The 16,246-nt window shown below is 61.5% G+C and carries 13 protein-coding genes; 6 read left to right on the forward strand and 7 right to left on the reverse strand.

What is annotated here, in order from left to right; genetic code table 11:
- Positions 1-5: 5 nt before the first annotated feature.
- From glyA to HJB91_RS21065, 4 genes are all read right to left on the reverse strand, one after another.
- Positions 6-1,304 (reverse strand): serine hydroxymethyltransferase, encoded by a 1,299-nt coding sequence (gene glyA / locus HJB91_RS21050; RefSeq protein WP_210628368.1) that lies wholly within the window; start codon positions 1,302-1,304, stop codon positions 6-8.
- A 217-nt stretch (positions 1,305-1,521) separates the two neighbouring features.
- Positions 1,522-2,823 carry a murein L,D-transpeptidase gene (locus HJB91_RS21055; protein WP_210628369.1) on the reverse strand — a complete coding sequence of 434 codons (1,302 nt, stop codon included), beginning with the start codon at positions 2,821-2,823 and terminating at the stop codon, positions 1,522-1,524.
- Positions 2,824-3,257: 434 nt separating this feature from the next.
- Positions 3,258-3,773, reverse strand: coding sequence for a transcriptional regulator LdtR (gene ldtR, locus HJB91_RS21060; RefSeq protein WP_210628370.1), 516 nt, complete (start codon positions 3,771-3,773; stop codon positions 3,258-3,260).
- A gap of 129 nt (positions 3,774-3,902) precedes the next feature.
- Positions 3,903-4,340: a DUF6163 family protein gene (locus tag HJB91_RS21065; RefSeq protein WP_210628371.1), complete on the reverse strand. Its 438-nt coding sequence runs from the start codon at positions 4,338-4,340 to the stop codon at positions 3,903-3,905.
- Positions 4,341-4,471: 131 nt separating this feature from the next.
- Here HJB91_RS21065 and hemB point away from each other — a divergent pair, with 131 nt between their 5' ends.
- From hemB to HJB91_RS21085, 4 genes are all read left to right on the forward strand, one after another.
- Positions 4,472-5,485 (forward strand): porphobilinogen synthase, encoded by a 1,014-nt coding sequence (gene hemB / locus HJB91_RS21070; RefSeq protein ID WP_221147286.1) that lies wholly within the window; start codon positions 4,472-4,474, stop codon positions 5,483-5,485.
- A gap of 74 nt (positions 5,486-5,559) precedes the next feature.
- On the forward strand, positions 5,560-6,018 hold the full coding sequence (locus tag HJB91_RS21075) for an RDD family protein (RefSeq protein ID WP_221147287.1): 459 nt from the start codon (positions 5,560-5,562) through the stop codon (positions 6,016-6,018).
- 195 nt (positions 6,019-6,213) lie between these two features.
- Positions 6,214-6,990 carry an arginyltransferase gene (locus HJB91_RS21080; RefSeq protein ID WP_011424835.1) on the forward strand — a complete coding sequence of 259 codons (777 nt, stop codon included), beginning with the start codon at positions 6,214-6,216 and terminating at the stop codon, positions 6,988-6,990.
- Between the two features lie 353 nt (positions 6,991-7,343).
- Positions 7,344-8,225: a DMT family transporter gene (locus tag HJB91_RS21085; RefSeq protein WP_221147288.1), complete on the forward strand. Its 882-nt coding sequence runs from the start codon at positions 7,344-7,346 to the stop codon at positions 8,223-8,225.
- Positions 8,226-8,306: 81 nt separating this feature from the next.
- Here the strand turns inward: HJB91_RS21085 and HJB91_RS21090 are convergent, their stop codons facing one another.
- Entirely contained in the window at positions 8,307-8,765 is a 459-nt protein-coding gene (locus tag HJB91_RS21090; RefSeq protein WP_221155845.1) for an SRPBCC domain-containing protein, read from the reverse strand.
- Between the two features lie 222 nt (positions 8,766-8,987).
- Complete coding sequence (gene parC / locus HJB91_RS21095) at positions 8,988-11,243, reverse strand: DNA topoisomerase IV subunit A (protein WP_210628375.1); 2,256 nt, start codon at positions 11,241-11,243, stop codon at positions 8,988-8,990.
- Positions 11,244-11,479: 236 nt separating this feature from the next.
- Here parC and HJB91_RS21100 point away from each other — a divergent pair, with 236 nt between their 5' ends.
- Positions 11,480-12,667: a hypothetical protein gene (locus tag HJB91_RS21100; protein ID WP_210628376.1), complete on the forward strand. Its 1,188-nt coding sequence runs from the start codon at positions 11,480-11,482 to the stop codon at positions 12,665-12,667.
- A 133-nt stretch (positions 12,668-12,800) separates the two neighbouring features.
- On the opposite strand, the gene aspS is transcribed toward HJB91_RS21100, so the two are convergent.
- Entirely contained in the window at positions 12,801-14,591 is a 1,791-nt protein-coding gene (gene aspS, locus HJB91_RS21105; RefSeq protein WP_221155846.1) for an aspartate--tRNA ligase, read from the reverse strand.
- A 255-nt stretch (positions 14,592-14,846) separates the two neighbouring features.
- Here aspS and HJB91_RS21110 point away from each other — a divergent pair, with 255 nt between their 5' ends.
- Positions 14,847-16,235 (forward strand): multicopper oxidase family protein, encoded by a 1,389-nt coding sequence (locus HJB91_RS21110; RefSeq protein WP_221155847.1) that lies wholly within the window; start codon positions 14,847-14,849, stop codon positions 16,233-16,235.
- The last annotated feature ends 11 nt before the right edge of the window (positions 16,236-16,246 follow it).

Consider the following 16,246-nt stretch of genomic DNA (forward strand, 5'->3'; position numbering starts at 1 on the left):
ACTCCTTACCCCATGTAGCCATACATGGGGAAGCGGTCTGTGAGGTTGACCACCTTGCCGCGCACGGCGGCTTCAACGGCGGCGTTGCCGTCATCGGAATTGGCGACCTTCAGGCCGTCGAGAACCTCGACGATCAAATTGCCGATCTCGCGGAATTCGGCTTCCTTGAAGCCGCGCGTCGTGCCGGCCGGTGCGCCCAAACGCACGCCTGACGTGACGAAGGGCTTTTCCGGGTCGAAGGGAATGCCGTTCTTGTTGCAGGTGATATAGGCGCGGCCGAGAGCTGCCTCGGCGCGCTTGCCGGTGGCGTTCTTCTTGCGCAGGTCAACGAGCATCAGGTGGTTGTCGGTGCCGCCGGAGACGACGTCGAGGCCGCCTGCGATCAGCGTCTCGGCCAGCGCCCGGGCGTTCTTGACGATCTGAGCGGCGTAATCCTTGAATTCCGGCTGCAGCGCCTCGCCGAAGGCGACGGCCTTGGCAGCGATGATGTGCATCAACGGACCACCCTGCAGGCCCGGGAAGACAGCCGAATTGAACTTCTTGGCGAGATCCTCTTCATTGGTGAGGATGACGCCGCCGCGCGGGCCGCGCAGCGACTTATGCGTCGTCGTCGTCGCGACATGGCAATGCGGGAACGGCGACGGATGCTGGCCACCGGCGACGAGGCCGGCGATGTGAGCCATGTCGACCATCAGATAGGCGCCGACGCTGTCGGCGATCTCGCGGAAGCGCTTCCAGTCCCAGATGCGGGAATAGGCGGTGCCGCCGGCGATGATCAGCTTCGGCTTGTGCTCTTCGGCTTTGCGGGCGACTTCATCCATATCGAGCAGGTTGTCGCCTTCGCGCACGCCGTAGGAAACGACGTTGAACCACTTGCCCGACATGTTGACCGGCGAACCATGCGTCAGGTGGCCGCCCGAATTCAGGTCGAGACCCATGAAGGTGTCACCGGGCTGCAGCAGCGCCAGGAACACGGCTTGGTTCATCTGCGAGCCGGAATTCGGCTGGACGTTGGCGAAATTGACGCCGAACAGCTTCTTGGCGCGCTCGATCGCCAGTTCCTCGGCGATATCGACGAACTGGCAGCCGCCGTAATAACGCTTGCCCGGATAACCCTCGGCATATTTGTTGGTCATGATGGAGCCCTGGGCTTCCAGCACGGCGCGGGAGACGATGTTCTCGGAAGCGATCAGTTCGATCTCGTGCCGTTGGCGACCGAGTTCCTTTCCGATCGCGCCGAAAATTTCCGGATCAACGTCCGCAAGCGAGCGATTGAAGAAGGATTCGGTGGAAGCATTGGTCATGGGCGGGCTCCTCAACTGGAATGCGCTGAGGTATTAGCCTTCCGCCGTGGCAAGGGCAATACGAAGAACGACATTTGCTGAGCAAAGCGCGCGCTCCGGCCATTTTGCGACAGCGCGGCGCCGATGAATGGCGGCCGCATGACGCAGCGCCCTGCCCGGCATAAAAAACCGCGCCCTCGAGGCGCGGTTCTCAAAATCACGATGCTGAGGTCGCCGCTTACTGAACCGGCTGTTCCATGCCGGCCGTGGTGTCGAGTGCGAGCTCGGCATTGCCGTCCATCTGATAGATGTCGTCGCGAAACTGGACGATGCCGTCGGGCATGCCCCAGGCGGAGATGTAGACGAAATAGACCGGAACTTCGGTGGCGAGCTTGATCGGCGTGTTGACGCCGCTTGCGATCACCTGTTCCATCTGCTGGCGGTTCCAGCCCGGCGTCTCGCGCAGCAACCAGGTCGACAGGTCGCGCACGTTCTGAACGCGGACGCAGCCCGACGATTCGAAACGCATGAGCTTGTTGAACAGGCCCTGCTGCGGCGTGTCGTGCATGTACTCGCCGTTCTTGTTGTAGAAGTTGATCTTCGTCGACGCCATGGCGTTGATCTTGCCCGGGTCCTGGCGAAACATCAGGTTCGGCGCCTCGCCGTTCCAATCGACAGTCTCCGGAGAAACCTCATTGCCCTTGCCGTCGATCAGGCGGATCGCGTTCTTTTCGAGATATGTCGGATCCTTGCGCATCAGCGGCATGATGTCCTTTTCGACGATCGAGCGCGGCGCGGTCCAGTAGGGGTTGAGGATGACTTCGTAGATCTTCGAGTTGACGAGATGCGTCGGTCGGCTCAGACGGCCGACGACCGCGGTGTGGCGCGTCGCAACGCTGCCGTCTTCGACGGCCTCGACATAGGCGGCCGGAATGTTGACCATTAGGTGGCGGCGGCCAAGATCTTCCGGGAAGGTCTGCAGGCGGACCAGATTGGTGTTCAACTGCTGCAGGCGGACATCGGCCGGAATGTTCATCGCCTTCAGCGTGAACTCGCCGAGAACGCCGTCGGACGGCAGGCCGTGACGCGCCTGGAAGCGCTTGACGGCGCCGTCGACATAGGAATCGAAGGCGTTCGACATGCCTGCCTCGCGCGGCAGGTCGCCGGTGATCGCAAGGCGCTGGCGCAGCGCCTGGACGGCGGGAGAGGAAACGCCGAGCTGCAGGCGCTGATCACCGGGATTGACTTCCGGCCAGCCGCCGGCTGCCGCAATCTGCTGATACTGCATGATCGCCTGCTGTGCGCTCGCGACCGATTGGGGACCGAGGATCGGCGTATTGGAAACGACGGCGGTCGCCGTGCGCGAAGCCGCCTTGGCATCGAACTGGTCGTCCCAGTTGCCGCGGCGCGGCGCGTTGATCAGCGTATCGAGCGCCGACTGCGCCAATGCCGGCGCGGCCATAGCGCTGGCGCCAATCGTTGCCGCGGACGCAAGGAAAGCGCGGCGCGAGAGAGCTTCATTTCCGTTTTTCTTCGACATAGTCCCAACCACTGAATGCCGCATGCAAGGAAGCGCGGCGCTTTGCGATATCACTGCGCCGTAACGCAGATCCCTATCCATTCGTTCTCCCGGCACATCGGAAAATCCTGCCCCGCATCACAAGACTGCGATGCGGAAGCCTGAACGTTCCTGGTCCATTGAAAGCGCCGGTTGCTAACCTTCCGCTGCCACACCAATATGGCCAATTCGTGTTGCCGGGACCGCAGATCGCTGCCGATGGCCGAGTCATCACGCAACGAACCATGTGACGAGGTAAATCGTGCCGGTTAATAACGGCTAAAAAACGGCTTGAATACCGGCCCTTACGCTTGCCTGCCATGCGTTGCAAAGATGCCACGCGGGCGCAAACGGCAAAACCGGACGCGCAGGGAACGCATCCGGTTTTCTTCAACCCTGAAAGGAGGTCGAGGGTCTTAGAGGCGATACATGATCGAGTCGTTCCAGAAGCGGTCGAGCCGCTGGAGCAGCTTGTTCATCTGGGTGAACTCGTCGGTGCCGATGCCGCCGACCTTGTCGATCGAGGCGATGTGGCGTTCGTAGAGCTTGGCGACCGTTTCGGCGATGTCCTGGCCGGTGTCGGTCAGGCTGATGCGGACCGAGCGGCGGTCGATGCGGGAGCGCTGGTGGTTGATGAAGCCGAGGTCGACCAGCTTCTTCACGTTGTAGGAAACATTGGAGCCGAGATAGTAGCCACGGGAGCGCAGCTCGCCGGCGGTCAGCTCGGAATTGCCGATGTTGAAAAGGAGCAGCGCCTGGATGGCGTTGACGTCGCTGCGACCCTGGCGGTCGAACTCGTCCTTGATGACGTCGAGAAGACGGCGATGAAGACGTTCGACCAGATGAAGGGATTCCATGTAAAGATCACGGATGCCCTGATCCTGCTGGTCACGGAAGTTGGATACCGCCTGCGGCTTGATTTTCGTGTTCATATTGACTGCCTCACTGTTTGTTTGGCGGTGTCGTTTTCTTCCCGCCTTGAGTGAGACCCTATCGAATACATATAAAATTCGACTTAAACCGCAGGCTTAATGGAGCCTTACCGGAAACTCCACGTTGTCTCAGGGTAAATCAACACTTACCTGGCGGCGGTGCCGGCGCTTTTCCAGCCAGAGCAACAGGCGGAATATGCAGTAGACCGCGGCGACCATGAGATGCAGCAGAATGATCAGCTTGTTGGGTCCGAAGATATCAGGCAGCAGGCCATACATCAGGATCTGCCCGCCTGCTGCCAGCACCCAGATAACCGGCCCCCAGGAGACGGTAAGCCAGAGGCCGAGGGAGGCGACGGGGAAAAGCACGGCAAGGCTGGTGCTCGCCACCTTCCACGGCAGGTTCAAAAGATCGAAGCGGCCGGCGCCGACCAAGGAATAGCCGACGAGCATCGCCCAATATTGGAGACCGAACCAGAAGCAGGATACGGCCACCAGCCTCAGGAGGAGGATGAAGAGAAGATCCGCCAGCGTGCGTTTCGGTAGTGTCGGGGATTCGGTTTCCATGGCGCAAACATCGGTTCGGGATCGGATCGTTACAAGCAGTTTTTCCGCCGCGGCCAATCGTCCGGTTTGGATTTTCCGGGCGCCATGATAATGAGCGCTCCGATAAATGGAATGGGCCAGGGACAGATATCATGCAAGATAAGACGCATCTCGTCGACGACATCACCGGCCATCGCCGCATGCGGCGCAACCGCAAGGCGGACTGGACGCGCCGGCTGGTGCAGGAGAACCGGCTGACGGTCGACGACCTGATCTGGCCGATCTTCATCGTGCCGGGTTCCGGCATCATCGATCCGATCCCGGCCATGCCCGGCGTCAACCGCATGAGCATCGACAAGGCCGTCGAGGCCGCCCGCGAAGCGGCCGATCTCGGCATTCCGGCGCTGGCGACCTTTCCCAATATCGAGATGGAGCTACGTGACGAGACAGGCTCGAACAGCCTCGAGGCCAACAATCTGATCAATAAGGCCACGGCGGCGATCAAGAAGGCGGTGCCGGAGATCGGTGTCATCACCGACATCGCGCTCGACCCCTTCACCAGCCATGGCCATGACGGCATTCTGAGAGACGGCGAGATCGTCAACGACGAGACGGTCGATCAGGTGGCGCGCGCTGCCGTGATGCAGGCCGATGCTGGCGCCGACATCATCGCGCCGTCGGAGATGATGGACGGGCGCATCGGCGCCATCCGCATGGCGCTCGATGCCGCCGGCCACCAGAGCGTCGGCATCATGAGCTATGCAACGAAATTCGCCTCTGCCTTCTACGGCCCCTATCGCGAGGCGATCTCGACAGGCGGCCTGCTGATAGGCGACAAGAAGACCTATTATATCGACCCGGCCAACGGCACCGAGGCGATCCGCGACGCCGCCCTCGACGTCGAGGAAGGCGCCGACATGCTGATGGTCAAGCCCGGCCTGCCTTATCTCGACATCTGCTGGCGGATGAAGGAGGCCTTCGGCCTGCCGACCTTCGCCTACCAGGTTTCCGGTGAGTATACGCAGATCAAGGCGGCAGCGATGAACGGCTGGATCGACGGCGAGCGGGCGATGCTCGAAACGCTGCTGTCGTTCAAGCGGGCGGGATGCGACGGCATCCTCACCTATTTCGCGGTCGAGGTGGCGAAAATTCTCGCAAAGAGGTGATTTCGGGGCGAATGATTGTATTTCGCCCCGCCGACACCATATCAGCGGCGTCGCTTTTGCGAGAGGAGATCGAGATGAGCTACAACCCCAATCCGCTTTATGCCGCACCGGAGGACTGGCGCGCCTATAGCGGCGTGTTGAGCCGCCGTGTGTTTGCCTTCATGCTCGATTACCTCATCGTGGCGCTGCTGTGCATTCCCGCGGCGATCGTTCTGTTCTTCCTTTCGATCGTCACGCTCGGCCTCGGCTTCTTCCTCTACCCTGCCCTCTTCGTCATCGTCGCCGGCCTTTACTTCGGCCTGACCGTCGGCGGACCGAGCCAGGCTTCGCTCGGCATGCGGGCAATGGGGATTGCGATCGTGCGCGTCGATGGACGGCCGATGGATTTCCTGACGGCGATCGTGCATCTGGCGCTGTTCTGGATCCTGAACTCGGTGCTGACGCCGCTCATCCTGCTTGCCGGCCTGTTTATCGAGCGCAGCCGTCTCATCCACGACCTACTGGTCGGCACGGTGACAGTGCGCACTGCCTGAGATCCTGCTGCCTGGGACCTGGTGGCGGAGACGAAAAAACTCTCCGCCTTCCCTGTACCGGGGATCACGATGCTCCATATCCAAGATTAGAAGACTGAAATGAAGGGCGGAGACCGCCGCGCTGTTGACGTTTTCTATTCTTAGGTCATGCTGTCAGAAATCGGCACTGTCTCGACAAGGAAACTTCCGCGACAAATGAATACGCAGACGACGCCATCCCCGCAGTTTTATCTGACGGCTCCGGCTGCGTGTCCGTATCTGCCGCATGAGATGGAGCGCAAGGTCTTCACCCATCTGGTCGGCCCGCGGGCCGCCGAGATGAACGACATCCTCACCCAGGGCGGGTTCCGCCGCTCGCAGAACATCGCTTACCGCCCGGCCTGCGAATCCTGTCGCGCCTGCGTTTCCGTGCGGATTCTCGCCCAGGAATTCGAACCGACGAAATCGATGAAACGGGTGCTTGCCGCCAATTCCGACGTCATCGCTACCGAATTCGCAGCCCAGCCTTCCAGCGAGCAATATTCACTCTTCCGGCGCTATCTCGATTTCCGCCACCAGCAGGGCGGCATGTCCGACATGACCGTGCTCGATTATGCGATCATGGTGGAAGACACGCATGTGAACACGCGAATCATCGAATACCGCCGGCGCGAGGAAGGCTCCGGGCTGGAGGAGCGGCCGAAGGGCGAACTGCTTGCCGCCGCACTCACCGACACGATGAGCGACGGGCTGTCGATGGTCTATTCCTATTTCAATCCGGCGCTCGAGCGGCGTTCGCTCGGCACATTCATGATTCTCGACCATGTCAGGCGCACGAAAGCGCTTGGCCTGCCGCATGTCTACCTCGGCTACTGGGTTCAGGGTTCACGAAAAATGGACTATAAGACCCGTTTCCAGCCGCAGGAGCATCTCACTCCGCGCGGCTGGGAGCGTTTCGACCCCTCCTCCATGCCCGAAAGCACCCACGATTAGAGCCTTTCCCGGTCAGCTTGGAGCATTCTGTTGGCTCAAACGGAGTCGGATGGTCGACCGGCCGGCGCGCGTAGTAGCCCAGATCTACGGCCAAGCCGGCCGGTCGAGCAGGCGGCCCGTTTCAGCCAACCCTCCCCCAGATTTGCCAGGCAAATCTGCAAGACTAAAAAATCGCCGGATGCACTTATCGCTTCGCCACGGCGAAGCGGTGCGGCCGGTGGGCCGGGCATCTCTAGCCAGGGCAGAGGCGATCGGCTCGGACGTACTTGGGGGTATGCCCGTCGCCAATCGCTTCTGCCCTGACGAAAACCTGCTCCGGCAGAATGCTTCAAGCTGACCAGCAAAGGCTCTAAATGCTCCCCACCGCTCTTTCCAATCATCGGAAGGGCCTGCTGCTGACGGCGATCGGCGGGCTGGCGCTTTCCATGGATATCCCGCTCGTCCGCCTTGGCGACGGTGACATCTGGTCGATTCTCGGAATGCGGAGCGCAGCAACGGTCGTCGCCACGCTCGTCATATTAGGAGCAATGCGCCTGGTTTCGGGCAAGTGGCCGGTTCTCGTTCCGGGGCGACCCGGTTTGCTCGCCGGTCTGCTCTACGGTCTCTCTTCCCTCACCTTCGTGCTGGCCGTCTTCAATACGGCCACAGCCAATGTCGTCTTCATCGTCGCCTTCAACCCGATGTTCGGAGCTCTTCTTTCCTGGATTTTCCTCAAGGAGAAGCCTCCGGCCGCAACGCTGGTCGCGATGCTGTTCATGATATCAGGCGTCGGATTGATCGTGAGCGAAGGACTTTCCAGCGGCCATGTTTTTGGCGACGCCATGGCGCTTCTCAGCGCGCTCATTCTTGCCGCAGCCATTACGGTCGGGCGTGCCTCTCGCCGGCAAATGGGCTTCGTGCCGCTGCTTGCCGCCATCCTGCCGGCTGTACTCGGCCTCACGCAGGCTCTGCCCTCAGGGCTTGCCATCGTCCATCCCGGCTGGATCCTCTTCAACGGCGCCATCGTGATGCCGGTCGCCTTCTGGTGCCTGGCGACAGGACCACGTTATCTGTCCGCGGCTGAAGTCGGCATGTTCTATCTCTTGGAAACGGTGCTGGCGCCGATCTGGGTCTGGCTGATCTTTGCCGAAACGCCCGCGACCATGACACTCGTCGGCGGCGGCATCCTGACGGCGACAATCGCCGTGCATTCCCTCTGGATGGCGCGACGCAAGAGCGTCAGGCAAGTCTCATGATGTGACGTTGTCGCTTGCCTGGCCCCATGTCATACAACGATGAAGGAGCGACGCGCTTCCCTTGGGACTTCAGCGTGCCGCTCAACCGGTAGCCTTCAACTGCTGCTGATCCAGTTCCCGGCCGAGGGCTTCGACGACATGCGCCCAGCCTTGCCGCGTTTTCTCCTCGTGTGCGGCCCATTCGGCGCACATTTCGTGGGTCAATGTAAGGCGGCTGCCGCCGCCGAGAGGCTCGATGTCGATTTCGACGCGATCGCAATTGTGGTCGTGCTCCTCGACGGAAAAGCTGAAGACCATGCGTTGCGGGCGCTTCAATTCCAGAAAGACGCCCTGATGAAAGGCGTCGCCGGTCGGGCGGCGGTCAACGACGAAGAAACGGCCGCCGACACGCGGGTCGATGTCGGCACGGATGACATGTCCATCATCGGTCGCAAACAGGAAGCGGCGGGCAATTTCGGGGTTGAGCCAGGCGTCGTAGACCACAGCGGGCGGGGCCTTGTAGGTCTGGCTGACATGCAATTTGATGGTGCTGGCGGGCATCGATTTTCCTCCGGTAGGGGCACGGGCGCCTTCTCGAGGCGCAACGGACCACAGCCGCTCCGTCCGCCCACGCAACCGGCCTTCTCTTATTTTGATAACAGCAATGAGATAGAGAAGTTCCCACGCCCGCCAAGAGCCGAGCGCGGAATTTAATTCGACAGAAAACCAAGGCGTTACGACGGTCCTTTGCGCGCCTGGACAGGTGCGCGGCGCCGTAAAGCCTCAGCCGGCGAATTTGCCGCTGCGCGGGAAGCCCTTCGGCACGGTGCGGCCGGCGCTAGCGCGATCGCCCAGCCATTCGGCCAGTTCGTCCTTGTTCTTCGTGAAGGTGCGGCCGGCGCTGTCTTCCCAGACGAGGCCGTCTGATATTGCGAAGCAGCGGACATCGGAAATGCCGCCATCCTTGTAGCGCTGCAGGCGCACGCCCTTGCCGCGCGACATTTCCGGCACCTGCGCGAGCGGGAAGACCAGCAGCTTGCGGTTCTCGCCGACGACGGCAACATGATCGCCGCTAACCGGCACCAGCAGCTGCGTTTCCTCCGGCAGCGCGACATTCATGATCTGCTTGCCTTTGCGCGTATTGGCGACCAGCTCCGCCTCTGGAACGACGAAACCGTTGCCCGCCGTCGACACGATCAGTTGCTTGCGCGCGGAATCGTGGACGAAGGCGGTCAGCACCGCCTGGTCGTTATCCATGTCGACCATGATACGCAACGGCTCGCCGTGGCCGCGTCCGCCCGGCAGCTTGTCACCACCGAGCGTGAAGGCCTTGCCGCCTGTCGTGACGATCAGGATCTTGTCCGTCGTCTGCGCCGGGAAGGCCACCTTCAAGCCGTCCCCTTCCTTGAAGGTCAGCGTCGCGGTGTCGGCGATGTGGCCCTTCAGGGCGCGGATCCAGCCCTTTTCGGATATGACGACCGTGATCGGCTCCTTCTCGATCATCGCCTGCTGGATCGCCTCTTCATCGGCCTCAGGCGCGTCGGCGAACTGGGTGCGGCGGCGGCCGACCTCGGTCGCCTTGGCGAATTTCTTCTTCACCTCGCCGATTTCCCAGGCAACCGTCTGCCACTGCTTGTCGTCCGAGGCAAGCAGCGCCTCGATCTCGCTCTTTTCCTTGGTGAGTTCGTCAAACTCCTTGCGGATCTCGAATTCTTCCAGTTTGCGCAGGGCGCGCAGCCGCATGTTGAGGATCGCTTCGACCTGATTGTCGGTCAGATCCCATCGCGCCATCATGACCGGCTTCGGCTCGTCTTCCTCGCGAATGATCCGGATCACCTCATCGATGTTGAGGTAGGCGATCAACAGACCGCCGAGGATCTCGAGACGCTTGTCGATTGCGGCCAGGCGGAAGCGCGACCGGCGCTGCAGGACTTCGCGACGGTGGTCCAGCCACTCCTTCAGCACCTCGTTCAGCGCCATGACTTTGGGGATGCGCCCCATGGACAGAACGTTCATGTTGAGCGGAAAGCGGCTTTCGAGCTCCGTCAGCTTGAACATCGATTCCATCAGGATGGTCGGATCGACGCTGCGGGACTTCGGCGCCAGGACGATGCGAATGTCCTCGGCCGATTCATCGCGGATGTCTTCCAGCAGCGGCAGCTTGCGGGCGATCAGCAGCTCGGCGATCTTCTCGATCAGCCGCGATTTCTGCACCTGAAAGGGAATTTCGGTGATGACGATCTGATAGCCGCCGCGACCGAGATCCTCCGTCTGCCATTTCGCCCGCACGCGAAAACCGCCGCGGCCGGTGCGGTAGCTCTCGATGATGCTGTCGCGGCTGTCGATGATAATGCCGCCTGTGGGGAAATCCGGGCCGGGAATGAATTCGACGAGCTTTTCGATGGTCGCATCGGGATGCTTGATCAGATGCAGGGCGGCGTCGCAAAGCTCATGCGCATTGTGAGACGGGATCGAGGTCGCCATGCCGACGGCGATGCCGGAGGAGCCGTTGGCGAGCAGGTTCGGGAAGGCGCCGGGAAGCACGACCGGCTCGGAATTCGATTCGTCGTAGGTGTCGCGGAAATCGACCGCATCCTGATCGATGCCTTCGAGCAGCAGTTCGGAGACCGCCGTCATCTTCGATTCGGTGTAACGCATGGCGGCGGGGCTGTCGCCGTCTATATTGCCGAAATTGCCCTGGCCGTTGACCAGCGTATAACGCTGCGAGAAATCCTGGGCGAGACGGGCAAGCGCGTCGTAGATCGACTGGTCGCCATGCGGATGGTAGTTACCCATCACTTCGCCGACGATCTTGGCGCATTTTCTGAAGGCCGAAGTGGGCCTCAGCCCCATCTCGTTCATCGCGTAGACGATGCGGCGATGGACAGGCTTCAGCCCGTCGCGCACGTCAGGCAGCGCGCGGTGCATGATGGTCGACAGCGCATAGGCAAGGTAACGCTGCTCGAGCGCCGCCTTGAGGTCGACCGGCTGGATGTTGTCGTCGTCTCCGCCGGAAGGCGGCAAAATCTCTTGTCCCATGGGCCTTGACTAGCCCAGAAGTGGCCGGCGGGCAAGGAATCCGGCCTATTGCAGCTGTGGATGAAGTCTTGGGGGCGACATCAAAGGATGAGACAAACGTTCCGCCGCAATTTGGACTTCGTTTGCCGTTCCCTTCAACAGAAATTTAGAAGTCCGCAAATATAAAGCGGCCCCAATCCGTAGTAGCGTAACTGCAGATTTCCAAACCGCCACACGCCACCAGAGGAATCACCCTTATGAACATTTATCGGACAACGCGGCTGATGCTGTCGGGCGCAGCCTTTTTCTCGCTCGCCGGCTCGGCCTTGGCCCTCGACGGCAATGATCTGCTGAAGAAGCTCAATGCCGCCTATGCCGCACAGGGCGGAACGATTTCGGCTGACGGCGTCGATATCAATGGCACCACCGTGACCTTGAAGAAAGTCAGCATCAAACCGGCCGGCAACGAGAGCTTCGCCATCGGCGAAGTCACCCTGTCCGGCGTGGAGGAAGATGAGGAAGGTGGCTATTACATCGAAGAGGCCGCCTTCCCCGATATCAACACGACGAAAGACGGCGTCACCATGACCGCACAAGAGCTGACGCTCGGCGGCATTTCCATTCCGGCGACAGCCGGCGGCGACAGCCTCGACACAATGATGCTCTACGAAACCGCCCATACCGGCCCGCTGAAGGTGGTCAAGGACGGCGCGGAAGTGTTCTCGCTACTGCAAAGCGACATGAACCTGACGCTGCGCGAGGACGAATCCGGCTTCGATTTCGACGGCGCCTTCAAAAGCATGAAGGCCGATCTCACCAAGGCCGAAGATCCGCAGGGCAAGGATGCGATCGAGAAGCTCGCCCTGCAGCACGTCCAGGGCGACATCACCATGAAAGGCGCCTGGGAGCTCGGGCCCGGCACGTTCGACGTTTCGGAAATCGCCTTCGACTTCACGAACATCGGCAAGCTCAACCTCGGCTTCAAGATCTCCGGCTATACGATGGCCTTCATGAAATCACTGCAGGATGCGGTGAAGGAATCGGAATCCAATCCGAACACGGAACAGTCGCAGCAGGCGCTCGGCCTTGCCATGCTCGGCCTGATGCAGCAGCTGTCCTTCGAGGGCGCTCACGTGCGCTTCGAAGATGCCTCGATCACCAAGCGGGCGCTCGATTACGCCGGTTCGCAGCAGAACATGTCAGGCAAGCAGATGGCGGATTCGCTGAAGGCGATGACGCCGATCATGCTGGCGCAGCTCAATATCCCGGAACTGCAGAACGCCGTTTCGGCCGCCGTCAACACCTTCCTCGACGACCCCAAGAGCTTGACGGTGAAGGCCGCTCCTGAAAAGCCGGTGCCGTTCCCGACGATCGTCGGCGCCGCGATGGGCGCTCCGAACACGCTGCCGCAGGTGCTCGGCGTCAAGGTTTCGGCCAACGACTGATCGCTCAAATTGCAAGAAAGGGCCCGACAGTTCCGCTGCCGGGTCCTTTCTTGTTTCAAATCAAACGATCCGCGCAGACAAAAAGCCCGGCGTTTGCGGCCGCCGGGCTTTTCTGTTCGACGCTGAGCCGAACTCAGTCCTTCTTGACCGGCGGGATCGGCCGGATCGAAAGCTCGCGCAGCTGCGTCGGGGTTGCCGGGGTCGGCGCGCCCATCAGCAGGTCCTGGGCCTGCTGGTTCATCGGGAACAGCGAGATCTCACGCAGGTTCTTGGCGCCGACGAGCAGCATGACGATTCGGTCGATGCCGAAGGCGGCGCCGCCATGCGGAGGCGCGCCGTACTGGAAGGCGCGGTAGAGGCCGCCGAAGCGGTCCTCGACGTCCTGCTGGCTGAGACCGACCTTCTCGAAGGCGGCGACCATGGTTTCCGGCGACTGGTTGCGGATCGAACCCGAGGCGATCTCGAAGCCGTTGCAGACGGCGTCGTACTGGAAGGCCTTGATCGTCAGGGGATCCTGGTTCCTGAGCGCATCGAGGCCACCCTGCGGCATCGAGAACGGGTTGTGGGCGAAATCGACCTTCTTTTCCTCGTCGTTCCATTCGAAGAATGGGAAGTCGACGATCCAGCAGAGCTCGAAGCGGTCGCGGTCGACGAGGTTGAGTTCTTCGCCGGCCTTGGTGCGGGCCTCACCCGCAAACTTGTAGAATTTTTCCGGCTCTCCGGCGACGAAGAAGCACGCGTCGCCGTCACCAAGACCAAGTTGGGTCCGGATCGCATCGGTGCGCTCCTCGCCGATGTTCTTGGCAAGTGGTCCGGCGCCTTCGAGCTTCTCGCCTTCCTTGCGCCAGAAGATGTAGCCGAGGCCCGGCTGGCCCTGGCTCTGCGCCCAGGCGTTCATGCGGTCGCAGAAAGCACGCGAGCCGCCTGTCTTGGCCGGGATCGCCCAGACCTGGACCTTCGGGTTGGAGGCGATCATGCCGGCGAAGACTTTAAAGCCCGAGCCGGCGAAATGTTCGGTCACCGCTTCCATGACGATCGGGTTGCGCAGATCGGGCTTGTCGGAGCCGTATTTGCGGATCGCCTCGTCATAGGGGATGCGCGGCCATTCCTTGGTGACCGGCTTGCCTTCGGCAAACTCTTCGTACACCTTGGTCATCAGCGGACCCATGGTGTCCCAGACGTCTTCCTGGGTGACGAAGCTCATTTCGAGGTCGAGCTGGTAGAATTCGCCAGGCAAGCGGTCGGCGCGCGGGTCTTCGTCACGGAAGCACGGCGCGATCTGGAAGTAACGGTCGAAACCTGCGACCATGAGCAGTTGCTTGTACTGCTGCGGCGCCTGCGGCAGAGCGTAGAAGGTGCCGGGATGAATACGGCTCGGCACGAGGAAGTCGCGCGCGCCTTCGGGCGAGGAGGCTGTGAGGATCGGCGTGGTATATTCGGTAAAGCCCGCGCCGCCCATTTCACGGCGCATGGCCGAAATCACCTGGGTGCGCTTGACGATGTTTTTGTGCAGGGTTTCGCGGCGAAGATCGAGGAAGCGATACTTGAGGCGAACGTCTTCCGGATAATCAGGCTCACCGAAGACCGGCAGCGGCAATTCCTTGGCGGCGGAGAGCACTTCGATCTCCTGCGCGTAGAGCTCGATCTCGCCGGTCGCCATGTTCTTGTTGACGGTCTCTTCGGTACGGGCTTTGACGAGGCCGTCGATGCGGATGACCCATTCGCCACGCACGGTTTCCGCCGTCTTGAAGGCAGGGCTATCCGGGTCGGCGACGACCTGGGTGATGCCGTAATGGTCGCGAAGGTCGATGAAGAGAACGCCACCATGGTCGCGAACGCGATGGACCCAGCCGGCGATGCGGACGGTCGAGCCGACATCCGTCTTGCGGAGGGCGGCGCATGTGTGGCTGCGGTAGCGATGCATGATCTCAAATCCTGGCATGTGGCTGAAGACGGCAGCAGGGGTTCGAAGACCCTCCCGCGCCGACAAGAAAATCGGGCGGAAAAGCGCATGGACGCTCCGATTTGTCAAGGCTTGGCGCGCCCCGCCCCTGGGTTTGGCATGCGTTTATGGCAAGGCTGCGACCCGCAGGCTGCGGCAGTTTGGCCGCATTTCCCATATTGATGAAGATGCGGCTCAACTTTAAAAGGATCAGCATTCCCATCCTGGAGCCTCCGCATGCCTCTGCTGACCCGCCGCAACATTCTGAAGGCATCCGTCGCGGGCGCATATGGCGCAGGCATGGCCATTGCGGGCAAATTCGGACTGGCCGAGGCGGCGTCGGAACCGCAGCTGCTGACGGCTGTGAAAACCGAGGCCATCCTGACCGAGGCGGGTCCGACTCGGGATGTCATGAGCTGGGGCCATGACGGCATGCCGCCGGTTCTGAGAATGACCAAGGGGCGGCCCTACGCGGCAAGGCTGAAGAACGGACTCGATGAGCCGACGACGATCCATTGGCACGGGCTTCGTATCGACAACCGCATGGATGGCGTGCCCTTCGTGACGCAGCCCTATATCTATACCGGCGACAGCTTCGACTATGCCTTCACGCCGCCCGATGCCGGCACCTTCTGGTACCATCCGCATTGCAACACGCTGACGCAGATGGGACATGGCATGACCGGCATGCTCGTCGTCGAGGATCCGGCTGATCCGGAATTCGATGCCGAGGTGTTGCTCAATCTGCGCGACTGGCGTCTCGGAGGCGACGGGCAGTTCATCGCGCCCTTCCGGCCGCGCGACGCTGCCAAGAGCGGCACCTACGGCACGGTGCGCACGGCCAACTGGCGCCAGGAGCCGCAATATGACGCCCCGGCCGGCGGGTTGGTGCGGCTGCGCATTGCCATCACCGACGTGACGCGCATCTTCTTGCTGAAGATGGCGGGCGCAGATGCGACCGTCATCGCAATCGACGGCAATCCGGTGCCGAAACGCTTCCCCCTCGACCTCCTGCAGATCGGGCCGGGCCAGCGGCTCGATCTTGTGGTGCGCATGCCGGACGATGAAGGCGCCGTCGCGATACTGGAAGACATTCGCGGCACGGCGCCGAAGACGATCGCCAGCCTGCGTGCGGTCGGGGCATCGCTGAAGCGCGACATCGGCGATCTCGGGCCTCTTGGCCAGAATCCTGTTCCGAAGGCCGATCTTTCCGTTGCCGAACAGATCCCGCTGGTGTTGAGCGCCACTGCGGAAAATGCCGCCGTGGAAAGCATCTGCGGCACGCTCGGCTACAGCTTCTGGGCGATCAACAAGGTGCCGTGGCCCGGAGACACGCCCGATCCGACGGCGCCGCTGGCGGAACTGAAGCTCGGCAGAAGCTATGTCTTCAACCTCGAGAACACCACGCCGCACGCGCATCCGATCCATCTGCACGGGATGAGTTTCACGGTGATCTCCTCCTCGGCGCGGGAGGCGATGCCGCTGGTGTCCGACACCTACCTCGTCCAGCCGGACGAGAAAGTGCAATTGGCTTTTGTCGCCGACAATCCCGGCGACTGGGTGCTGCATTGCCACATCATCGAGCATCAGAAGACGGGAATGACCAGCTATATCAGAGTGAGCTGAAGCATTCCCTG

Source organism: Rhizobium sp. NLR10b (genome assembly GCF_019685435.1).
GTDB lineage: Bacteria > Pseudomonadota > Alphaproteobacteria > Rhizobiales > Rhizobiaceae > Rhizobium.